The following is a 21,303-nucleotide window of genomic DNA, read 5'->3' on the forward strand; positions in this document are numbered from 1 at the left end:
TCTATTATGATTGTAGCAGAAACCGAAAGACTTATCATTTCAAAATTTACAACTAGAGATGCTGCTTTTTTTAAAGCATTAGTAAATTCGCCTTCATGGTTAAAATACATAGGAGACAGAAACATTAATACCATAGAACAAGCAGAAAACAAAATAAAAGAGAGTCATTTAAAAAGCTACAAAACCAGTGGTTATGGGTTTTATAAATTACTATTAAAAACCGAAAACTTAAAACCTATAGGTACTACAGGTTTAATAAAAAGACCAGAACTAGAACATACAGACATTGGTTTCTCGCTATTACCAGAATATGAAGGTAAAGGCTTTGGTTTTGAGTCTGCAAAAGCAGTAATGGTATTAGCTAAAGAGGAATTTAAACTAAATAAAATCTGTGCTATTACACTAGAAAACAACAAAAAATCTATTGCATTAATAGAAAAGTTAGGCTTAACTTTCGATAAAAAAGTAAAACCTTTTGAAAACGATAAAGAACTCATGTTATTCTCAAAAAATTTATAATATAAAATGATAATTTACAACGTTACAGTAAACATAGACGATAGCGCTCACGAGCAATGGCTAAAATGGATTAAAGAACATATTCCACAAGTATTAGCTACTGGTAAATTTAAAGAAGCAAAGCTTACCAAAGTTTTAGTAGAAGAAGACATGGGAGGACAAACCTACTCTATTCAATACAGAGCACATTCACGCGAAGCATTAAACGCATATTATAATGAAGATGCAGACCGTTTAAGAACTCATGGCGCAAAACTTTTTGCAGATAAAATGCTAGCGTTTAGAACAGAACTAGAAATTGTAGATGAATTCACTATAGATATTAAATAGTAACATTTTAATTAGTGTAATTTCTAAACCAACTTAAGCAAACACATTCACACATAAAATTAGTGAATTCGTGACAAAACAAAACACTATGGCCAAAAAACAATATAACCTACACCAAGTAAAGGCAAAGAAATTTTTAGGTCAGCATTTTCTAGAAGATGAAACTATTGCAGAACAAATTGCTGATGCTTTGTCGTTAAAAGGTTATAATAAAGTGTTAGAAATAGGTCCAGGAATGGGTGTTTTAACCAAATACTTACTTAAAAAACCAGTAACAACCTACGTTATAGAAATAGATACCGAAAGTGTAGAATACCTAAAAAACAACTACCTTAATCTGGCATCAAGAATTATAGAAAAAGACTTTTTAAAATATGATGTTTCAGAGGTTTTTGGAGACAATCAATTTGCAATTAGCGGTAATTTTCCATATAATATTTCTACACAAATTGTTTTTAAAACGTTAGAACTCAAACACCAAATTCCAGAATTTTCTGGTATGTTTCAAAAGGAAGTAGCGCAACGTATTTGCTCTAAAGAAGGTAGTAAAGTTTACGGCATATTATCTGTACTAACACAAGCTTTTTACGATGCAGAATATTTATTTACGGTACCACCAACGGTATTTAATCCTCCACCAAAAGTAGAATCTGGTGTTTTAAAATTAACACGTAAAGACAATTTTACATTGTCTTGCGACGAAAAATTGTTTTTTAGAGTAGTCAAGCAAGCCTTTATGCATCGCAGAAAAACATTACGTAACAGTTTAAAAACATTTGAATTAAGCGATAGTTTAAAAGCAAATGTTATCTTTGATAAACGTCCAGAACAGCTAAATGTTCAAGCCTTTATTGATTTAACAACTTTAATAGAAAACGACGAAAAAGAAATTGATTAACACTAAATATTATCTAAAATACCTTTTTAATGTAGTAATAAGGACAAACATTGGATAATATAAAACATAATTTTAGTGGAAGAACAAGACGAAAATATCAAATTTACTATCAGCGACGAGCTTATAGAAACGGTAGAACAATTAGTAGATTCTAAAAACAACAAAGGTGTTTTAGAACTACTAAACGAATATCATCATGCAGATATAGCAGAGATTCTTGGAGATTTAAGTACAGAGCAATCTACTTTTATTATTAAGCTTTTAGATAGTGACATTACATCTGAGATTCTTATGGAGATGGATGAAGACGATCGAGAGAAAGTTTTAGCATCCTTATCTACTAAAGAAATTGCCGAAGAGATAGAAGAGCTTGATACAGATGATGCTGCAGACATGATTGCAGAGCTTCCTGAAGAACGTCAGGAACAAGTAATAGCCCAAATAGAAGATCAAGAACATAAAGCAGAAATACAAGAACTACTTACTTACGATGAAGACACTGCTGGTGGATTAATGGCAAAAGAGTTAGTAAGAGTAAACGAAAACTGGACGGTTACAGAGTGTGTAAAAGAAATGCGCGCACAAGCAGAAAACGTTACCAGAGTGCACTCTATATATGTAGTAGATGATGAAGAAAAATTAATTGGTCGTTTATCTTTAAAAGACCTATTAATGGCGTCTCCTCGTGCACACATTTCTACAGTTTATATTCCAAAAGTAGATTACGTAGATATCAATGAAGATGCAGAAGAAGTTGCAAAAATTATGCAAAAATACGACTTAGAAGCCATTCCTGTAGTCGATAAAAATAAAATATTAGTAGGTAGAATTACAATTGATGATATTGTAGATGTAATAAAAGAAGAAGCCGAAAAAGATTACCAACTGGCAGCAGGTATTACACAAGATGTAGAAGCAGATGATAGTATTCTAGAATTAACAAAAGCACGTTTGCCTTGGTTGTTTTTGGGATTAATTGGCGGAATTGGAGCATTTTTAATTATGGAAGGTTTTATAGATATCTTTAAAGAATACGCTGTACTTTTCTTTTTTACGCCATTAATAGCTGCCATGGCTGGAAACGTTGGTGTACAATCAAGCGCTATTATTGTTCAAGGTTTAGCTAATGATGATGTAAAAGGAAGTATAAATAGCCGATTAATAAAAGAGATGCTTTTAGCAGCTTTAAATGGTTTTATTCTTGCCATATTTTTATTTTTATTCGTTTGGTTAACTAAAGGCGAGCTAATAACTGCTTTAGCTATTTCTGTGTCTTTAGTAGCTGTAATAATTATTGCAGGTCTAATAGGCACATTTGTTCCTTTATTTTTAGACAAAAAAGGCATAGATCCAGCAATAGCAACTGGTCCTTTTATTACAACTAGTAACGATATTTTTGGAATATTAATCTATTTCTGGATAGCAAAACTTATTATAGGTATATAGAAAATACTTATTTAATTTAAATATGAAAATCCTTCATCTAGATACAAATCATCCTTTACTAATCAATCAATTGAATGCTTTAGGTTTCACTAATGACGAAAATTATTCAGCTTCAAAGAAAGAGATTCAAAACATAATTCATAATTACGATGGTTTAATAATAAGAAGCCGTTTTAGTATAGATAGAGACTTTATAGATTCTGCTAAAAACCTAAAATTTATAGGTCGTGTAGGTGCTGGTTTAGAAAATATAGATTGCGAGTATGCCAAGCACAAAGACATTGCTTTAGTTGCAGCACCAGAAGGTAATAGAAATGCTGTTGGCGAACATAGTTTGGCTATGCTCCTATCCTTATTTAACAAACTTAATAAAGCAGACCAAGAAGTAAGGGCTGGAAAATGGCTTCGCGAGGAAAATAGAGGTTTGGAGTTAGATGGAAAAACTGTTGGCTTAATTGGCTACGGCAACATGGGAAAAGCTTTTGCTAAAAAATTGCGTGGTTTTGATGTACAAGTACTTTGTTACGATTTAAAACCTAATGTTGAAGATGAAAATGCAACACAGGTTTCGTTAAAAGAATTGCAGCAAAAAGCCGAGGTGCTAAGTTTGCATACTCCAGAAACTTCTAGAACTATTGGTATGGTTAATCAGGAGTTTATTAATTCATTCAAAAAACCATTTTGGCTTATAAATACTGCTCGTGGAAAAAGTGTGGTCACTTCAGATTTAGTTTCAGCTTTAAAAAACGGTAAAGTTTTAGGTGCTGGTTTAGATGTTTTAGAATACGAAAAAGCATCCTTCGAAAACTTGTTCAAAAAAGATGACACATCGAGCGCAGTCGAAATGCCAGAAGCTTTTCAATATTTAATACACTCTAAAAACGTATTATTAACACCTCATGTCGCTGGTTGGACAAAAGAAAGTATAGAGAAATTAGCACAAACTATAGTCGATAAAATTAAAACAAAATTTTGTTACCTTTAGATTTAACTAACCTAAAGAAAAATGACCTCTAAAGCCGAAACTTCAGAAGCGTATATTGCACAACTTCCAGAGAATAGAAAAGCTGCAATAAGCAAACTAAACAAACTTATCATTAAACATATGCCAAAAGGCTTAGAAGCTGGAATGGGTTATGGAATGTTAGCTTATTATGTGCCTAAATCTATTTATCCATATGGTTACCATTGCAAGCCATTTCCGCCTTTACCATTTATAAATTTAGCCTCTCAGAAAAATTTTATTGCTTTGTATCATTCAGGACTTTATGCAAAAAAAGAACTTTACAATTGGTTTGTTACAGAATATCCAAAACACTGTAAATATAAATTAGATATGGGAAAAAGCTGTATAAGGTTTAAAAAAACAGACGACATTCCTTACGATTTAATAACACAATTACTTAGCAAAATGAATGTTGAAGAATGGATTGACATTTACGAAAAAACAATTAAAAAATAATAAATAGATTTCTAATATTCAGGAGGTAACTTTTTAAAACCCATAAAAACTGTAGTAAGTGGAATACAAGTAAATTTAAGATAAAATGAAAAAAAGAGTAACAGGAATTGGAGGTTTATTTTTTAAAAGTAAAGATCCAAAAGCGGCAAAAGATTGGTACAATAAACATCTGGGTTTTAATACAGACGATTATGGTTGTACCTTCTGGACAAAAGACAAAGAAGGTAACGATTGCTCAACACAATGGTCACCATTTAAAAACGATACAAAATATTTTGAGCCTTCCAAAAAAGAATTTATGTTTAATTATCGTGTAGAAAATTTACACGAATTATTGGCTACCTTAAAAGAAGAAGGTGTTACTATAGTTGGTAAAATGGAAGAATACGAGTATGGGAAATTTGGATGGATTTTAGATAACGATGGTAATAAAATTGAACTCTGGGAGCCAATAGACAAGGCCTTTTTGTAAACAAGTCTTTTTTTTTAGTATTTTTAAAGAATTAACCAAACCATTTAAAACAGAAATAATGTCAGACGAAAAAAACTTACAAGAGAATCTTGACGATATGTTAGGAGATGCTAAAGAAGGTGCTAAAAAAGCAGCAGATAAAGCAAGTGAATTAGCTGGAGAAGCTAAAGAAAAAGCTAGTGAATTTGCTGATGAAGCTAAAGAAACTATTAATGAATTTTCAAATAATGCCAAAGAAACATTTGGGAGAGATACAGAGAATAAAAAAATGATTGCTGGAATATTAGCTATCCTAATAGGATCTTTAGGAATCCATAAATTTATTTTAGGTTACAATAAAGAAGGAATAATTCAAATTATATTAACATTTGTAACCTGTGGTTTTGCAGGAATAATTGGACTTATAGAAGGTATTATTTATTTAACAAAATCTGACGAAGAATTTTACAACACCTACCAAGTAGGTAAAAAAGGCTGGTTTTAATTCTTCTAATTAAATGTTATTAAAGTAAAAACCAAATACACTCTGTATTTGGTTTTTTTATATAATTTAATATTGTAATATTGCAATATTACTTTATACAATATATATGGGCTTTACAAAAAAACACATCTTCAACGACCAGCAAAACCAAATTGCAAATTTCACAAAAATGATTGGACATCCTGCTAGAGTCTCTATAATACAGCACATAAGCCAAAATAAAAATTGTAATTGCAACAACCTTGTTAAGGCCATTGGTTTAGCGCAACCTACAATCTCTCAGCATCTTGCAGAAATACGAAAAACAGGATTATTAAAGCAAACCATAAAAGGTAAGAACTTGTTTTACAGCATAAATGAAGAAAAATTAAATGAGTGTAGACGCCTTATAAATGACTTTTTTGTAAAAACGCAGGTTAATTGTTGCAAATAATTAAAACTTAAAACAATGAGTACTTAAGAATTTTTAAAATGGAAATAGAACTAAAATTTGTTTTTCTATTTTAAATATGTAAACTCTTGGAATTAAGACTATTTTATAAACCATAATCTAATGGCAGTACATCTCCTATACGTTGGTTTGCCATAAAACCACCAAAAAGCACTTTATCAATTGGTGAATGGTTTCCGTAAGCATCTATTATAAAGCGATCGACTTCACTTTCTATGGCAGACTGCTTACCTTTACATAAAATATTAAGTTTTTGTGATAAATGAACCTCAGTCATTTTTAAACTATCGTTTTTAAACGTTTTTATATGATTTGATGGCTCAACTTGATAACTCCCTTTAAAAATTTTAAATTTTTCTTGTCTTAGCTTATTATTTGCAACTGCTCGCATAAAATGAAGCGTAGATCCTATGTAAGCTTTCTTTCTATTTTTTATAGCACGCTTATGTTTTTTAGTCTCAATATTCTCGAAAAAAGTAGTCCCTGAATAAGATACTGAAGCTACTGTTCTAAAGACTTTTTCTAAATCTAAACTAGCATTAACATCCATATTATAAGTAATATAAAAATCGTTTATATCGTATTTTACAATATAATCTAAAGCTTCGTTTTTTACTATTATTGGCGCTTTTGCTGAAGCAATTAATTGTTTAGTATCGCGCTCAAAATTTAAAACTAAAGCATCTTCGTTTAAAATTGTACATTGGTTTGCAAATGCTGATCTACCTAAAAACTCTTTTCTAAATTGTTTTAGTTTAAACGCTCGAGACCACTCGTCCTTACTATCTAAAACAACTTCTTCTAAGGTATTAACGTCCTCTCTTAATTTAAAAGTTTTTTTGGTATCGAAATGTGTAATGTTATGAATTTTAGTTTCAAAACCTACAAAAGAGATTACTAAAGGAGCAATGATAGGTTGCTGTAAATTAATATAAAATTCGCCATCAAAATTTGTAGTAGTACCTACAGAAGTATTATCGAAATAGACAGAAGCACCAATGATTGGCTCGTTTGTTTTTTCGTTTAAAACAACACCTTTTAATTCTTGAGCTTTAACTATTAAAAGACTAAAAAAGAAAAGGAATAGTAAAGGTATCTTTTTTAAATCAAAATAACAGCTAGTCTTCATTTTTAGAATTATGAAATTTACTTTCTAACTCTGCTTGAAACTCTTCCATTACTGGTCGAACTGTGCTTTCTGGTAAGTCAGATATTTTAATATACATTAAGCCATCGACTGCATTATTAAATAATGGATCTACATTAAAGCCTATAAGTCTACAGTTTTGTTTAATATACTTTTTAAGAAGAACTGGCAAGCGTAAAGCTCCTGGTTCTATCTCGTCGATAATTTTATCGAACTTATTTAAATCGGCTTCTGTCGCATCAAAAACAAAGTCTTTATCTGCATCTTTAAGCTTTACTTTAAATTCCTTTTTAGGATGAACATATTGTGCCAAATAAGGATCATAATAGTGCGATTTCATAAACTCTATCATTAACGATTTAGAGAAATTAGAAAACTGATTACTAATACTTACACCGCCTATTAAATACTTATGTTCTGGAAAACGTAATGTGGTGTGTACTATACCTTTCCAAAGCAAAAATAATGGCATTGGTTTTTGTTGATATTCTTTAATAATAAATGCACGTCCTAGTTCTAAAGACTCACTCATCATTTTATAAAGTTCCGGTTCGAAGCGAAATAAATCTTGAAGATAGAAACCATCTATACCATATTTTTCAAAAATTTTGGCGCCTAAGCCCATTCTATAGGCTCCAGCTAATTTATTTGCATCACAATCCCATAAAAACATATGATGGTAATAGCCATCAAAAACATCTAAATCGATAGCCTCGTTTGTACCTTCTCCTATTTCTCTAAATGTTATTTCTCTTAATCGACCAATCTCTCTTAAAATATTAGGAATGTTTTTTGCTGGTGACAAAAACACTTCATAATTTTTACTTTTTAAGAGCCTACTATCATCCTCACGAAGAAATTCTACCTCCTTTAGCATAACTTTAGTGCTTACTGGAGTAACAATCTTCTTTGGTTTTTTATTAGGTCTTGGTGCTTTTAAAGTTGAAGAAATAGTATCTCTTAGGTTTTCTTTAGGTTCGAAAGCATTAGATAACATGTACGTTTTTTTACGAACAAATTCTGAGAAGCTCTCCAATGTTTTATGCTCGTTTTGGTCTTTTACAGAAATTGGACGCCCAATTCTTACCTTAATAATTCGTCGCTTTTGTGTTAATAACTCTGATGGTAATTTTGCCGTTCTAAAAATGTCACTAATTCTAGATAATTTGTAAAATAACTTACTGTTTTTTGCATGAAAGTAAATAGGTACAATGGGTACATTTGCTTTTTGCGCTAATTTCATAGCAGATTCTTCCCAAGCCTTATCTACTACTAATTTTCCATCTTTGTATGTAGACACTTCGCCAGCAGGAAAAATACCAAGTGGATGTCCAGCTCTTATATGTTTAATAGCCTTAATAAAACCAGCGACACTGGATTTAACATCTTTACGATCCTCAAAAGGATTTACAGGCATAATAAAAGGCTTCATTGGCTCAATACGATGTAATAGAAAATTAGCAATTATTTTAAAATCGTCTCTCTGTTCGAGCATTAATTTTAATAATAGTGCGCCATCAATACCTCCTAATGGGTGGTTAGAAACCGTAATATAAGCTCCATCCTTTGGAAGCCTTTTTAAATCTTCTTCTGGAATTTCGAATTTAATTTGAAACTCGTTTAAAATGGCATCTAAAAATTCTAGACCTTTTAAATGTTTGTTACGATTATAAATTTTGTTAAGTGTAGAAATTTTTAAAACCTTCATTAGTAACCAGCCTACAAACGTTCCAAATACTCCGTATTTATCTAAGTTTATTGCTTTTGAAACTTCTTTTGCAGTGACTAAAGACATAGTTAATTTTTGTGTTTTAAGCTTACAAATGTAAGCAATAGATTATTGGGTTACAATTTGTACTGTTTCTTGAAATAACTGTTTCAACAACACGGTTTTATCTTGTTCTAAATTTTTAATAGCTTCATCGTTAAAATGTCTAATGGTATATAATGAAACATTTTTATGACATTCTACTTTAAATTTAGCTTTTAAATGTAACAATAGTTTTTCTAAATTATTATAAGTATTCTCAAAACAAACCGAAAAACTAATAGCCGAGTTTTGAATAACGACTACTTTCATTTTATATAATGCTAGCAAGTTAAAAATCTGGCTAATGTTTTCTTCTACTACATAAGAAAAATCTAAAGTTGATAAAGATAATAATACTTGGTTCTTTTTTAATATGTAACATGGTACATTTGGTTCTATACCTTGAGATTTGTTAACGGTTGTTCCTGGGTTTTCTGGATTTAAAAACGATTTTACATGTAACGGAATTTCCTTACGTTGTAATGGCTGCAATGTTTTTGGATGAATAACTGAGGCTCCATAAAAAGCAAGTTCAATTGCCTCTGTGTAAGATATTGTATTAAGTAGTTGTGTGTTTTTAAAATAACGAGGATCTCCATTTAATACTCCAGGTACATCTTTCCAGATAGTAACGCTCTCTGCATTTAAACAATAGGCAAAAATAGCAGCAGTATAATCGCTTCCTTCTCGACCTAATGTAGTCGTAAAATTATTAGAATCACTACCTATAAAACCTTGAGTAATATATAGTGTTGAAGCTTCTACTTGCTTAGAAATAATATGTTGGGTTGTTTCCCAATTAACATTTGCACTTCTATAATAGTCATCGGTTTTGATGCATTGTCTAACATCTAACCATTTATTATCTAAATTATTGTTGTTTAAATAATAACTAATAATTGTAGTAGAGACCAATTCTCCATAACCAATGACTTGGTCGTATAGGAAATTATAATTTGGTGATTTATTGCTTTTAAAAAACTGTAATAATTCTTGAAATAATGCATCAACTTTATTAAAAACCTCGTGTTGTTGATTTTTAAACAAATCTATCATTATTTCATGATGATAGTTTTTTACTGTGTTTAATTCTGTTTTAAAACTATTGGTTTCGTTAATATATTTATCTAAAACAACTTCTAAAGCATTGGTTGTTTTTCCCATAGCAGAAACAACAATAAGTGTGTTTTTATGACCAACCGTTGTAAGAAGTTTTACTACATTTCTAACACCAGTTGCGTCTTTAACAGAGGCTCCACCAAATTTAAATACTCGCACTATATATTTTTTAAGTAATTTTTTATTCCTATTTCGTTTAAATGCACAACATCCCAATCGCGTTTAACATCTGCTCCTTTTTTTTCGTAAAAAGCAATTGCAGAGGCGTTCCAATCTAAAACTTCCCAACAAATACGTTTAACACCAATGTTGTTTCCATATTTTACAACTTCGTCTAAAAGTGCGGTACCTAAACCACTTCCTCTCATGCGCTCTTTTACAATTAAATCTTCAAGATGTAACACTTTGCCTTTCCATGTAGAATAGCGAGTATAGATAAGTGCTGCACCAACTATTTCAGTTTCATTTTCTGCAACAAAGCAAATAAATTTTGGTGCTTTACCAAAACCATCTTGCTCTAGGTCTTTAACCGTAACCTCTACTGCATCTGGCTCTTTTTCAAAAATAGCCAGTTCAATAATAAGATCGTGAACACTTTTCATATCGTTTATTGTAGATAGACGTATGTTGTATTTCATATCTTTAGTTTTATTGTGTTTACTAATTACTTACAGTTTTATATTTATTCTTTATTTAAGCTAGGACTTTTTCAATCTTTTAGATTTAAAATTAAAATCAACCGAAAATCAAATATAGCTTAAAGTTAAATAATGTAACTTATTTACTTTTACGAAATCGATATAGTTTGTTAAAAAAAACGATATTTGCAAAATCGAAAGTCAAAAAATATGTCTAGAAAAAACCAAACCTTAGGAGAATTTATAATTGAGAACCAATCGTCTTTTAAATATACTTCTGGAGAATTATCAAGATTAATTAACTCCATTAGGTTAGCAGCAAAAGTTGTAAACCACGAAGTAAATAAAGCTGGTTTGGTAGATATTATTGGTGCTGCAGGAGATACAAATATACAAGGTGAGGACCAACAAAAACTAGACGTTTATGCAAACGAAAAGTTTATACAAACCTTAACCAATAGAAATATTGTTTGTGGTATTGCTAGTGAAGAAGAAGACGATTTTATTTCAATAAACAGTCAAGACGAAAATAACCAAAACAAATATGTAGTATTAATAGACCCTTTAGATGGTTCTAGCAATATAGATGTAAACGTTTCTGTAGGCACTATTTTTTCAATTTATAGACGTGTAACTCCTGTTGGCACACCTGTAACACTAGAAGATTTTCTTCAAAAAGGTAACCAACAAGTAGCAGCTGGTTACGTAGTTTATGGAACATCCACAATGTTAGTCTATACTACAGGAGATGGCGTTAATGGTTTTACTTTAAATCCTGCTTTAGGCACACTATATTTATCGCATCCATACATGAAATTCCCTGAAAATGGTAACATTTATTCTGTAAACGAAGGCAACTACAACCACTTCCCTCAAGGTGTAAAAGATTACATAAAATATTGTCAAAAAGAAGAAGGCGATAGACCATATACATCTAGATATATTGGATCATTAGTTTCAGATTTTCATAGAAACATGATAAAAGGAGGCATTTACATGTACCCAAAAAGCTCTAAAAATTCTGATGGCAAACTACGCTTGCTCTACGAATGTAATCCAATGGCTTTTATTGCAGAACAAGCTAATGGTAAGGCAAGTAATGGTTTTACAAGGATTCTAGATATAGAACCAACAGAATTACACCAACGCGTTCCTTTTTTCTGTGGTAGTATAAATATGGTTGAAAAAGCAGAAGAGTTTATGCAAAACGCACAATAAAAGTATATTTCTAAAATTAAAAAAGTGCTTTTTTTGGTTAAAATTCAAAGGCTAGATATTCTAAATTACTAATTGTATCTCTTATATTTGCCTTTCAATATTTTAATTCGTGAGCAAATCTATAATCTCGCAAACGTATGCACAGTCTTTGCAACTGCAAAAACTGCAAACTGCTATTGCCCAAACTAAAGAAAAAGCAACTAAACTACATTTAAAAGGCCTAGTTGGCTCTTCGCTTTCTTATGTTATTGCAGAAAGTTTTAAAACCACCGAAAAACCTTTTCTTTTAATTTTTAATGATAAAGAAGAAGCAGCCTTTTATCTTAACGATTTAGAGCAACTTATAAACGGTAAAGATGTTTTATTTTATCCAGGAAGCTATAGAAGACCATACCAGATAGAAGAAACAGATAATGCCAATATACTATTACGTGCCGAAGTTTTAAACCGAATAAACTCGCGTAAAAAACCTGCAATAATTGTTACCTATCCAGATGCACTTTTCGAAAAAGTGGTCACTAGAAAAGAACTAGAACGCAATACCTTAAAAATAAATGTTGGAGACGATTTAAACATCGATTTTGTAAACGAAGTGCTCTTCGAATATAAATTTAAACGTGTCGATTTTGTTACCGAACCAGGTGAGTTTTCTGTTAGAGGTGGTATTGTAGATGTGTTTTCTTTTTCGCACGATGAACCTTATAGAATTGAGTTTTTTGGAAATGAAGTAGACAGTATTAGAACCTTCGATGTAGAAACGCAACTCTCTAACGAGCAGATTAAAAAAATTGGTATTATTCCAAATGTTGAAAACAAATTTTTAGACGAGTCTCGAGAAAGTTTTTTAAAATATATCGCTTCAAAAACTGTGGTTTTTACAAAAAATGTTGAAGTGTTATTTTCTAGAATAGATGAATTTTTTACAAAAGCCGAAGAGGCCTTCAAGAGCCTTTCAACAGAAATAAAACATGCAGAACCAATAGAGTTGTTTTGTAATTCTAATTTATTAAAAAAACAGTTATTAGACTACTCTGTTATAGAATTTGGTACAGATTCTTGGTTAAAAACGGAAGAAGAAATCCTCTTTAATACCACACCACAACCAGCTTTTAATAAACAATTTAACTTATTAATAGACAACCTAAATAGCAACCATAATAACGGTTTTACAAATTATATTGCTTGTATTAGCGAACAACAAGCCAAACGTTTTCATGATATTTTTGATGATGTAGAACAAGATGTAAAATACCAAACCATAACACTGTCTTTATTTCAAGGTTTTGTAGACCATGGTAATAAAATAGTAGTATACACAGACCATCAAATATTTGAGCGTTACCATAAATTTCATCTTAAAAATGGCTACGCTAAAAAGCAAGCCATAACTTTAAAAGAGCTTACAAATCTTGATATTGGAGATTATGTAACACATATAGACCATGGTATTGGTAAGTTTGGTGGTTTAAAAAAAATAGATGTAGAAGGTAAAAAACAAGAAGCAATTAAACTGGTATATGGTGAGCGCGATATCTTGTATTTAAGTATTCATTCTTTACATAAAATCACAAAGTTTAATGGCAAAGATGGCAAGCCGCCTAAAGTATACAAACTAGGTAGTAAGGCATGGAAAGTACTTAAAGAGAAAACCAAATCTAGAGTTAAACACGTTGCTTTTAATTTAATAAAATTATACGCAAAGCGTAAACTAGAAAGAGGCTACCAATACAAACAAGACAGTTATTTACAGCATGAATTAGAAGCGTCTTTTATATACGAAGACACTCCAGATCAAATTACTGCAACAGCAGATATTAAGGCAGATATGGAAAGCGAGCGACCAATGGATAGATTGGTTTGTGGCGATGTTGGTTTTGGAAAAACCGAAGTTGCCATTCGTGCTGCCTTTAAAGCAGTAGATAATGGTAAACAAGTAGCCATTTTAGTGCCAACGACCATTTTAGCATTTCAACATAACAAAACCTTTACAGAACGTTTAAAAGAATTTCCTGTCACTGTAGACTATGTAAACCGTTTTCGTACAGCTAAACAAAAACGTGAAACTTTAGAAAAGCTAGAAAAAGGTCATGTAGATATTATTATTGGCACACACCAACTGGTTAATAAAAATGTAAAATTTAAAGACTTAGGCTTGCTTATTGTAGACGAAGAACAAAAATTTGGTGTTGCAGTAAAAGAGAAATTAAAAACCATAAAAGACAATGTTGATGTATTGACATTAACAGCCACTCCTATTCCAAGAACGCTTCAGTTTAGTTTAATGGCTGCACGAGATTTATCGGTAATTACAACACCTCCTCCTAATCGTTATCCTATTGAAAGTCATGTTATTCGTTTTAACGAAGAAGCTATTAGAGACGCTGTGAGTTATGAGATTGAACGTGGTGGACAAATATTTTTTATTCATAATCGTATTGAAAACATCAAGGAGGTCGCTGGTATGATACAACGTTTAGTTCCTGATGCCAAAATTGGTATTGGTCACGGACAAATGGAAGGAAAAAAACTAGAAACTTTAATGCTCTCGTTTATGGAAGGCGCTTTTGATGTTTTAGTGAGCACAACCATTATAGAAAGTGGTCTCGATGTACCAAACGCCAATACCATTTTTATTAATAATGCTAATAATTTTGGCTTGAGCGATTTACACCAAATGCGAGGTCGTGTAGGACGAAGCAACAAAAAAGCATTTTGCTATTTTATAACACCAGAGTATTCTGCTATGACTGCAGATGCCAGAAAACGTATTCAAGCATTAGAACAATTTACAGCCTTAGGGAGTGGATTTAATATTGCAATGAAGGATTTAGAAATTCGTGGTGCAGGAGATTTGTTAGGAGGTGAGCAAAGTGGTTTTATTAATGAAATTGGCTTTGATACCTATCAGAAAATATTAAATGAAGCTATAGAGGAACTTAAAGAAAATGAATTTAAAGAGTTGTATAACGAAGATCATGAAACTAAAGAATACGTAAAAGACATGACCATAGATAGTGATTTTGAATTACTATTTCCAGACGATTATGTTAATAATATTGCCGAAAGACTAAACCTATACACGCAGCTTAACAACTTTAAAACCGAAGACGAATTAACTAAATTCGAAACCGAATTAATAGACCGTTTTGGAGAATTACCTGTTCCTGTTGTAGACTTGCTTAACAGTGTAAGATTAAAATGGGTGGCCACAAAATTAGGTATAGAAAAAGTAATCATGAAAAAAGGAAAACTAGTAGGTTATTTTATTAACGATCAGCAAAGTAATTTCTACCAAAGCGCCAATTTTACCAAAATACTTAAGTACATACAACATAATCCTTCACCAGGTAAAATGAAAGAAAAACAAACCAGAAATGGTTTACGATTATTACTTACCTTTGAGAATATTAAAACGGTAGAACAAGCATTAGCAGCACTTAAACCTATTTTAAACTAAGAATTTATTTTGGCAAAGTTTTTGCCTTAACTAAAATAACCCTATTAAAAATGACTAAAAAAATACTTTTTTTACTCGCTCTATTACCTTCAGTATTATTTGCACAACATACCATTAAAGGCACCTTTTCTCCTGCCGAAGAATTTAAATTTGCCTTCTTGTATCATGTCACTGTAGAAACCTCAATATTTGTAACAAATGCAGACGTTGCAGAAGATGGCACCTTTGAGATGAAACTTAGTGAAGATGCTGTTCCTGGAACCTATCGTATAGTATATGCGCAACCTCAAGACCAATATAATTTCGATTTTATTGTAAATAATAAAGAAGATATTGAATTAAAATTCGATTTAGAAACTGGCTTAACCTTCGATAAATCTGGAGAAAATAAATTGTACAGTTCTTACAACAGAAGTCTAGATTTAATTAACAAAAGCATTCGTAATTTTTACAATTCAGGAAAAGAAGATACATCTGGTTATTCTAAGATTTTCAATATTCTAGAGAACACACAACAGGAGTTCGAAAAAGCTTCAAAAGGCATGATAGTTAATACTTTTATAAAAGCTAAAAGACCTTATGTACCTGAAACTTTTGAAGACGTACCAACGTTTTCAAGCCACATTAAATCTAACTATTTTAAGAATATAGATTTTGGAAACGAAACACTACAGAATTCTAATTTTTTAATTAAAACCGTTTTAGACTACGTTATTGGTTTTATAGACCCAAATAATGCAAACGCTTCATATACAGAAAATGTTGATACTGTAGTTAAGGCCATTGGTGAGAACCCAAAAATTAAAAGTATTCTTCTTGAAATTTTATGGAACCAGTTTGCAGTAGAAGAAAACGAGGTGGTTGCAAATTATATTGGCTCAAACTATTTACTAGATATTGCCAGAGCTAATAACGACAACGAACTTATAAACAGAATCACCTATTTTAAAAACGCCTCTATAGGTAATACAGCTCCAGATTTTGAATTTGAAATAAAAGACGAAGACGAAAAAACAAAAACTTCTAGATTAAGTGCATTAGATGGTTCAAATAATTACTTAATTTTCTTTTGGAGTACTACGTGTTCACATTGTTTAAAAGAAATACCATTATTAAAAGACTTTATTAAAACTAAAACAAAAGAAGAAATACAAGTTGTTGCTATAGCATTAGATGACGATAAATACCGTTGGAAAAACATGACCTACGATTATCCAGATTTTATACATGTTTTTGGAGAAGGGAAATGGGATAACCCAATTGGATACCAATACAATGTAAGTGGTACACCTAGCTATTTTATTTTAGATGCAAACAAGAAAATTATAAGTAAACCATACGATATTGGTGCTTTTAAAAAAGAACTAAATAGTTTAATTAAAGCCAATAAACCAGGTTTATACCCAGAGCGTAAACAGTAATATTTACAATTATAACAGAGTAAGCAGTCTTAAAAGACAAATTTCAATACTTTTTGTGATTCTAAATAAAGTGAAGAATCTTTGATATTCAATAATATAGATATTTCGATAACGCTTATTATTACAAAACAGAACACTTTTTAGACTTCTCTATAGTTTTAAAGAGGTTTTTGTACTGTGTTTAAAAAATATAACAAACAGAAAAAACACTAAAAATAATAAAAAGCATCTTCCAAATGCTCAATCTCAAACTGTTTACCAGTTTTAACAATAGCTATAATATCAAAACGAACTTCTACATCTAACCCATTAACTAATACAAATTCGTCTACTGCTTTTACTAAACGTTGAATTTGTTTGGGTTTTACAAAATCTTGAGGGTTTCCAAAATCTGTTGTAGAACGTGTTTTAACCTCAACAATAGCTAGTGTATCTTTTATTTGTGCAATAATATCGACTTCAGCTTTTTGAAATCTATAGTTACGTTCTAGAATTTGATAGTCTTTTTTTATTAGATAATCTACCGCAAGTTGCTCTCCTTTTTTTCCTAAATCGTTGTGTTGTGCCATATAATTCCTGCGAAAGCAGGAATCTCATCCTACTATTTGTTTCTTAAACTATTTCTATTACTTGAATTTAGTACTTATAATTAAACTTTGTTTTTAAGATTCTTCATTATGTTAAGAATGACACTGATTTTTTTAAGTTGTAAAAACGCATGGTTTAATTCTCAAAAAAAATCAAACTCTTATCGCCTTCAACTTTCAATTTAACAGTCATACCTAATGTCATTGCTAGGTTTTTATCCTCATGTCCTGCAGGCATATTAAAAGCAATAGGAAAATTATATTCAGAAAGTGCATCAATAATTAATTGCTCTATACTAGTTCCCCAAAGTGTAGTGTTTTTTCGCATTCTACTCATATCTCCTACAATGAGTCCATTCAAATTATCAAAATAACCAGCGCGTTTCATACTCTGTAACATTCTATCGATATGGTATTTATACTCTCCTATTTCTTCAATAAATAATATTTTTCCAGAAGTATCTATACTTTCTTTAGAACCTAACATAGTATGTAAAATGGTTAAGTTGCCACCAACTAATGGTCCTGAAGCATTTCCTAATCTATTATATTTAGAATACTCCAAATCGTAATTTTTAGGGTTCCCAAACAAAGCACTTTTAAAAGTTTCTATAGAGTATTCTATTTCACTTAAGTCTTTTGGTAAGCTAACACACATTATAGCATGCAAACTTTGCACTCCTAGATTATGAACTTGGTTGTGTAACGCAGTAATATCACTATAACCAATAATCCATTTTGGTTGCTTTAAAAACTTAGTATAATCCAGTTTGTCTAATATTCTAACGGTTCCATAACCTCCTCTTGCACTCCAAATGGCTTTAATATTTGGGTTATCTAATGCATCTTGAAAATCTTTGCAACGTTCTTGGTCTGTACCTGCAAAATGATTGTCTTTACTAAACACGTGCTCACCTACAACAACTTTTAATTGCCAACTCTCTAAAAGTTTTTTTGCACGTGCAACTTCATCATTTCTATTATTTAATACTCCTGAAGGCGCAACAATGGCAACAGTATCTCCTGCTTTTAAATAAGGTGGTTGTATCAATTTGTTTTCGGTTTTATTTTGCGCATTTATGTTATAATTTCCAATGAAAAAAATAACACAACAAATAATCTGAATGATTCTCTTTTTCGTCATATTGTAAATTTACATTTTTTTTCTAAATCCCTATCAAAATGCGTATTTTTACAGCTTCAAAAGAAAATAAAAATGTCAAAAAGATATACAATTACTGCTGCATTACCTTATACTAATGGACCTATACATATTGGCCATTTAGCTGGAGTTTATGTGCCTGGAGATATTTATGCAAGATACAAACGTTTAACAGGAAACGATGTAGCTTTTATTTGCGGAAGTGATGAGCATGGTGTACCAATTACTATTAAAGCAAAAAAAGAAGGTGTTTCACCACAAGAAATTGTAGATAGATATCATAAAATTATAAAAGACTCTTTTGTTGACTTCGGAATTACTTTCGATAACTACTCGCGTACTTCAGCTAAAATTCATCACGATACTGCATCCCAATTTTTTAAAACTTTATACGATAAAAATGAATTTGTAGAAGAAGTTTCAGAGCAGTTATATGATGCTGAAGCAAACCAATTTTTAGCTGATAGATTTGTAGTAGGCACATGCCCAAAATGCGGTAATGAAGAAAGTTACGGAGACCAATGCGAAAAGTGTGGTACTAGCCATAATGCAACCGATTTAATAAACCCTAAATCTGCAATTACTGGAAACATACCAACTTTAAAAGAAACCAAACATTGGTTTTTACCTTTAAATAAGCACGAGCAATTTTTAAAAGAATGGATTCTTAAAGGTCATAAAAAAGATTGGAAATCTAATGTTTACGGACAATGTAAATCTTGGTTAGACGATGGTTTAAGACCAAGAGCAGTAACACGAGACCTTGATTGGGGAATTCCAGTGCCTGTACCTGGAGGAGAAGGTAAAGTATTATACGTTTGGTTCGATGCTCCAATAGGCTACATTTCTGCAACTAAAGAATGGGCTGCAAGAGAAGGAAAGGATTGGGAACCCTATTGGAAAGACCAAGACACCAAGTTAGTGCACTTTATTGGTAAAGATAATATCGTATTCCACTGTATTATTTTTCCTGCCATGCTAAAGGCTGAAGGCTCTTATATTTTACCAGATAATGTACCTGCTAACGAGTTTTTAAACTTAGAAGGTAACAAATTATCTACTTCAAAAAACTGGGCTGTTTGGTTACCAGACTATTTAAAAGATTTTCCAAACAAACAAGACGTACTGCGCTATGCTTTAACAGCTAATGCTCCTGAAACTAAAGACAACGATTTTACTTGGAACGATTTTCAAGCAAGAAATAATAATGAATTAGTTGCCATTTTTGGTAATTTTATTAATCGTGTAGTGGTTTTAACTAATAAATATTACAATGGTTTAGTTCCAACTCCAAGTGATTTCTCTACAATAGACCAAGAAACCTTGGCTGCAATTAAAGCCTATCCAAGTGTGATGGAAAGCGCTTTAGAACGTTACCGTTTTAGAGAAGCGTCTCAAGAATTAATGAATTTAGCACGACTTGGAAACAAATATTTAGCAGACGAAGAACCATGGAAATTAGTAAAAATAGACGAGGTTAGAACAAAAACCATTATGTTTATTGCACTACAAATAGCTTCGGCATTAGCCACTTTATCTGAACCTTTTTTACCATTTACTTCTACCAAATTAAAAGGTATTTTAAATAGTGATGCTAACAAATGGGAAGACATTTCAACTAAAGACATATTAATTTCTGCTAATCACCAAATAGGAAAAGGCGAATTGTTATTCTCTAAAATTGAGGACACCGAAATTCAAGCCCAACTTGATAAATTAGAAGCTAGTAAAAAAACTAATGAAGCTGCAAAAAAAGTTGTAGAACCACAAAAAGAAACCATTAATTTCGACGATTTTACCAAACTCGATATTAGAGTTGGCACCATTCTAGAAGCCGAAAAAATGCCAAAAGCTAAAAAGCTCTTAGTCTTAAAAGTAGATACAGGAATAGATGTAAGAACCATTGTTTCTGGTATTGCAGAAAGCTTTACAGCAGAAGAAGTTGTTGGTAAAAAGGTTACTGTTTTGGTTAATTTAGCACCAAGAGCTTTGCGTGGTGTAGAAAGCCAAGGCATGATTTTAATGACGGAAACACCTGAAGGCAAATTGGTATTTGTAAATCCAGACGATGCTAATGTTACTAATGGATTGCATATAAGTTAGAAAAAATAATTTTATATCTTCAAACCTCATAGATTTAAAAAATCTGTGAGGTTTTTTGGTTATTATTTACCTACCTACTCTTGTAGAATGCATTAACTCTAGTTTCCAAACAGAGTCTTGTTTAACAGCGACTATACTTTCTAACCATTCGTACTTTCCAACTATAGTATCTTTTTTAAAAGTTGCGTGGTTATGGTAAGCCATCCAAATGCGATTACCTTCCTTTTTAGCCTTAAAAAAATTGAAGTTGTTTATTCTTTTTGTACCATCGTCTCTTAATTTAGCTTTCTTGCACCAACTCGCAATAGTATCGTTAGTCCAAATCTCTCCATGCTCTAATAAAACAAAATCTTTAGTTTGGTAATTTAAAATCATTTCTTCTTTTTTAGCAGCCCAAACATCGTCAAAAACACCTTGTACAACTTGTTCTACACGTTTAAAATCTTCAGCCTCTGTATTTTGTGGTTTGCTGTCTTTTTGGCAACTCGATAGCACAAATGTTAAAATAAAAAGGAATTTAAATAATTGTTTCATAAGGTTCAATTTATTAATGCTTGTAAATCTTATTTTAGCATAGTA

Annotated in this window: 20 protein-coding genes; 13 read left to right on the top strand and 7 right to left on the bottom strand. The window is 31.3% G+C overall.

All coding sequences use genetic code 11. The features are described from left to right. Positions 1-6: 6 nt before the first annotated feature. From P8H50_RS02160 to P8H50_RS02200, 9 genes are all read left to right on the top strand, one after another. Positions 7-519 carry a GNAT family N-acetyltransferase gene (locus P8H50_RS02160; RefSeq protein ID WP_300205141.1) on the top strand — a complete coding sequence of 171 codons (513 nt, stop codon included), beginning with the start codon at positions 7-9 and terminating at the stop codon, positions 517-519. A gap of 6 nt (positions 520-525) precedes the next feature. After that, the gene (locus P8H50_RS02165; protein ID WP_300205143.1) at positions 526-849 is read left to right on the top strand and encodes a DUF4286 family protein; all 324 of its coding nucleotides are present in this window, start codon (positions 526-528) and stop codon (positions 847-849) included. Positions 850-937: 88 nt separating this feature from the next. Continuing rightward, the gene (gene rsmA / locus P8H50_RS02170; RefSeq protein ID WP_300205145.1) at positions 938-1,747 is read left to right on the top strand and encodes a 16S rRNA (adenine(1518)-N(6)/adenine(1519)-N(6))-dimethyltransferase RsmA; all 810 of its coding nucleotides are present in this window, start codon (positions 938-940) and stop codon (positions 1,745-1,747) included. Between the two features lie 75 nt (positions 1,748-1,822). Next, the gene (mgtE, locus tag P8H50_RS02175; RefSeq protein ID WP_300205148.1) at positions 1,823-3,193 is read left to right on the top strand and encodes a magnesium transporter; all 1,371 of its coding nucleotides are present in this window, start codon (positions 1,823-1,825) and stop codon (positions 3,191-3,193) included. A gap of 22 nt (positions 3,194-3,215) precedes the next feature. Continuing rightward, a complete protein-coding gene (locus P8H50_RS02180; RefSeq protein WP_300205150.1) occupies positions 3,216-4,178 on the top strand; it encodes a 2-hydroxyacid dehydrogenase in 963 nt (320 codons plus the stop codon). A 21-nt stretch (positions 4,179-4,199) separates the two neighbouring features. Continuing rightward, positions 4,200-4,655: a DUF1801 domain-containing protein gene (locus P8H50_RS02185; protein WP_300205152.1), complete on the top strand. Its 456-nt coding sequence runs from the start codon at positions 4,200-4,202 to the stop codon at positions 4,653-4,655. An 85-nt stretch (positions 4,656-4,740) separates the two neighbouring features. After that, on the top strand, positions 4,741-5,127 hold the full coding sequence (locus P8H50_RS02190; protein ID WP_300205154.1) for a VOC family protein: 387 nt from the start codon (positions 4,741-4,743) through the stop codon (positions 5,125-5,127). Between the two features lie 58 nt (positions 5,128-5,185). Next, positions 5,186-5,611 (top strand): TM2 domain-containing protein, encoded by a 426-nt coding sequence (locus P8H50_RS02195; RefSeq protein WP_300205156.1) that lies wholly within the window; start codon positions 5,186-5,188, stop codon positions 5,609-5,611. A 106-nt stretch (positions 5,612-5,717) separates the two neighbouring features. After that, a complete protein-coding gene (locus tag P8H50_RS02200) occupies positions 5,718-6,044 on the top strand; it encodes a metalloregulator ArsR/SmtB family transcription factor (protein WP_300205158.1) in 327 nt (108 codons plus the stop codon). A gap of 103 nt (positions 6,045-6,147) precedes the next feature. On the opposite strand, the gene P8H50_RS02205 is transcribed toward P8H50_RS02200, so the two are convergent. Genes P8H50_RS02205 through P8H50_RS02220 form a run of 4 tightly spaced genes read right to left on the bottom strand, consistent with a single transcriptional unit; the run spans position 6,148 to position 10,776 of the window. After that, complete coding sequence (locus P8H50_RS02205; protein ID WP_300205160.1) at positions 6,148-7,191, bottom strand: carboxypeptidase-like regulatory domain-containing protein; 1,044 nt, start codon at positions 7,189-7,191, stop codon at positions 6,148-6,150. Further along, the gene (locus P8H50_RS02210; RefSeq protein ID WP_300205162.1) at positions 7,181-9,004 is read right to left on the bottom strand and encodes a lysophospholipid acyltransferase family protein; all 1,824 of its coding nucleotides are present in this window, start codon (positions 9,002-9,004) and stop codon (positions 7,181-7,183) included. Before P8H50_RS02210 ends, P8H50_RS02205 begins: the two co-directional genes overlap by 11 nt. Before the next feature lie 42 nt (positions 9,005-9,046). Further along, positions 9,047-10,297 carry an aspartate kinase gene (locus P8H50_RS02215; RefSeq protein ID WP_300205164.1) on the bottom strand — a complete coding sequence of 417 codons (1,251 nt, stop codon included), beginning with the start codon at positions 10,295-10,297 and terminating at the stop codon, positions 9,047-9,049. Continuing rightward, entirely contained in the window at positions 10,297-10,776 is a 480-nt protein-coding gene (locus P8H50_RS02220; protein WP_300205166.1) for a GNAT family N-acetyltransferase, read from the bottom strand. Before P8H50_RS02220 ends, P8H50_RS02215 begins: the two co-directional genes overlap by 1 nt. Positions 10,777-10,986: 210 nt before the next feature. On the opposite strand from P8H50_RS02220, the gene fbp reads away from it, so the two are divergent. The 3 genes from fbp (at position 10,987) to P8H50_RS02235 (ending at position 16,872) form a co-directional block, all read left to right on the top strand. Then, positions 10,987-11,994, top strand: a complete 1,008-nt coding sequence (gene fbp, locus P8H50_RS02225) for a class 1 fructose-bisphosphatase (protein ID WP_300205168.1) — start codon at positions 10,987-10,989, stop codon at positions 11,992-11,994. Positions 11,995-12,103: 109 nt separating this feature from the next. Then, positions 12,104-15,451: a transcription-repair coupling factor gene (mfd, locus tag P8H50_RS02230; RefSeq protein ID WP_300205170.1), complete on the top strand. Its 3,348-nt coding sequence runs from the start codon at positions 12,104-12,106 to the stop codon at positions 15,449-15,451. 50 nt (positions 15,452-15,501) lie between these two features. Continuing rightward, complete coding sequence (locus P8H50_RS02235) at positions 15,502-16,872, top strand: TlpA disulfide reductase family protein (protein ID WP_300205172.1); 1,371 nt, start codon at positions 15,502-15,504, stop codon at positions 16,870-16,872. A gap of 209 nt (positions 16,873-17,081) precedes the next feature. Here the strand turns inward: P8H50_RS02235 and P8H50_RS02240 are convergent, their stop codons facing one another. Together P8H50_RS02240 and P8H50_RS02245 are read right to left on the bottom strand one after the other, a co-directional pair. Next, positions 17,082-17,441, bottom strand: a complete 360-nt coding sequence (locus P8H50_RS02240; RefSeq protein ID WP_300205174.1) for a YraN family protein — start codon at positions 17,439-17,441, stop codon at positions 17,082-17,084. A 154-nt stretch (positions 17,442-17,595) separates the two neighbouring features. Beyond that, positions 17,596-18,603 carry an LD-carboxypeptidase gene (locus P8H50_RS02245; protein ID WP_300205176.1) on the bottom strand — a complete coding sequence of 336 codons (1,008 nt, stop codon included), beginning with the start codon at positions 18,601-18,603 and terminating at the stop codon, positions 17,596-17,598. On the opposite strand from P8H50_RS02245, the gene metG reads away from it, so the two are divergent. Continuing rightward, positions 18,604-20,724: a methionine--tRNA ligase gene (gene metG, locus P8H50_RS02250; RefSeq protein ID WP_300205405.1), complete on the top strand. Its 2,121-nt coding sequence runs from the start codon at positions 18,604-18,606 to the stop codon at positions 20,722-20,724. A 66-nt stretch (positions 20,725-20,790) separates the two neighbouring features. Here the strand turns inward: metG and P8H50_RS02255 are convergent, their stop codons facing one another. Continuing rightward, positions 20,791-21,258: a nuclear transport factor 2 family protein gene (locus P8H50_RS02255; RefSeq protein WP_300205178.1), complete on the bottom strand. Its 468-nt coding sequence runs from the start codon at positions 21,256-21,258 to the stop codon at positions 20,791-20,793. Positions 21,259-21,303 lie beyond the last annotated feature (45 nt).

Origin of the sequence: Lacinutrix sp. (assembly GCF_029238095.1) — a bacterium.
Classification (GTDB): Bacteria; Bacteroidota; Bacteroidia; order Flavobacteriales; family Flavobacteriaceae; genus Lacinutrix.

Excerpts from the sequence above, each read along its gene's own strand:
- P8H50_RS02160 (WP_300205141.1), top strand. The coding sequence starts at position 7 with ATGATTGTAGCAGAAACCGAAAGACTTATCATTTCAAAATTTACAACT.
- P8H50_RS02165 (WP_300205143.1), top strand. The coding sequence starts at position 526 with ATGATAATTTACAACGTTACAGTAAACATAGACGATAGCGCTCACGAG.
- rsmA (WP_300205145.1), top strand. The coding sequence starts at position 938 with ATGGCCAAAAAACAATATAACCTACACCAAGTAAAGGCAAAGAAATTT.
- P8H50_RS02180 (WP_300205150.1), top strand. The coding sequence starts at position 3,216 with ATGAAAATCCTTCATCTAGATACAAATCATCCTTTACTAATCAATCAA.
- P8H50_RS02185 (WP_300205152.1), top strand. The coding sequence starts at position 4,200 with ATGACCTCTAAAGCCGAAACTTCAGAAGCGTATATTGCACAACTTCCA.
- P8H50_RS02190 (WP_300205154.1), top strand. The coding sequence starts at position 4,741 with ATGAAAAAAAGAGTAACAGGAATTGGAGGTTTATTTTTTAAAAGTAAA.
- P8H50_RS02195 (WP_300205156.1), top strand. The coding sequence starts at position 5,186 with ATGTCAGACGAAAAAAACTTACAAGAGAATCTTGACGATATGTTAGGA.
- P8H50_RS02200 (WP_300205158.1), top strand. The coding sequence starts at position 5,718 with ATGGGCTTTACAAAAAAACACATCTTCAACGACCAGCAAAACCAAATT.
- P8H50_RS02205 (WP_300205160.1), bottom strand. The coding sequence starts at position 7,191 with ATGAAGACTAGCTGTTATTTTGATTTAAAAAAGATACCTTTACTATTC.
- P8H50_RS02210 (WP_300205162.1), bottom strand. The coding sequence starts at position 9,004 with ATGTCTTTAGTCACTGCAAAAGAAGTTTCAAAAGCAATAAACTTAGAT.
- P8H50_RS02220 (WP_300205166.1), bottom strand. The coding sequence starts at position 10,776 with ATGAAATACAACATACGTCTATCTACAATAAACGATATGAAAAGTGTT.
- fbp (WP_300205168.1), top strand. The coding sequence starts at position 10,987 with ATGTCTAGAAAAAACCAAACCTTAGGAGAATTTATAATTGAGAACCAA.
- P8H50_RS02235 (WP_300205172.1), top strand. The coding sequence starts at position 15,502 with ATGACTAAAAAAATACTTTTTTTACTCGCTCTATTACCTTCAGTATTA.
- P8H50_RS02240 (WP_300205174.1), bottom strand. The coding sequence starts at position 17,441 with ATGGCACAACACAACGATTTAGGAAAAAAAGGAGAGCAACTTGCGGTA.
- P8H50_RS02245 (WP_300205176.1), bottom strand. The coding sequence starts at position 18,603 with ATGACGAAAAAGAGAATCATTCAGATTATTTGTTGTGTTATTTTTTTC.
- P8H50_RS02255 (WP_300205178.1), bottom strand. The coding sequence starts at position 21,258 with ATGAAACAATTATTTAAATTCCTTTTTATTTTAACATTTGTGCTATCG.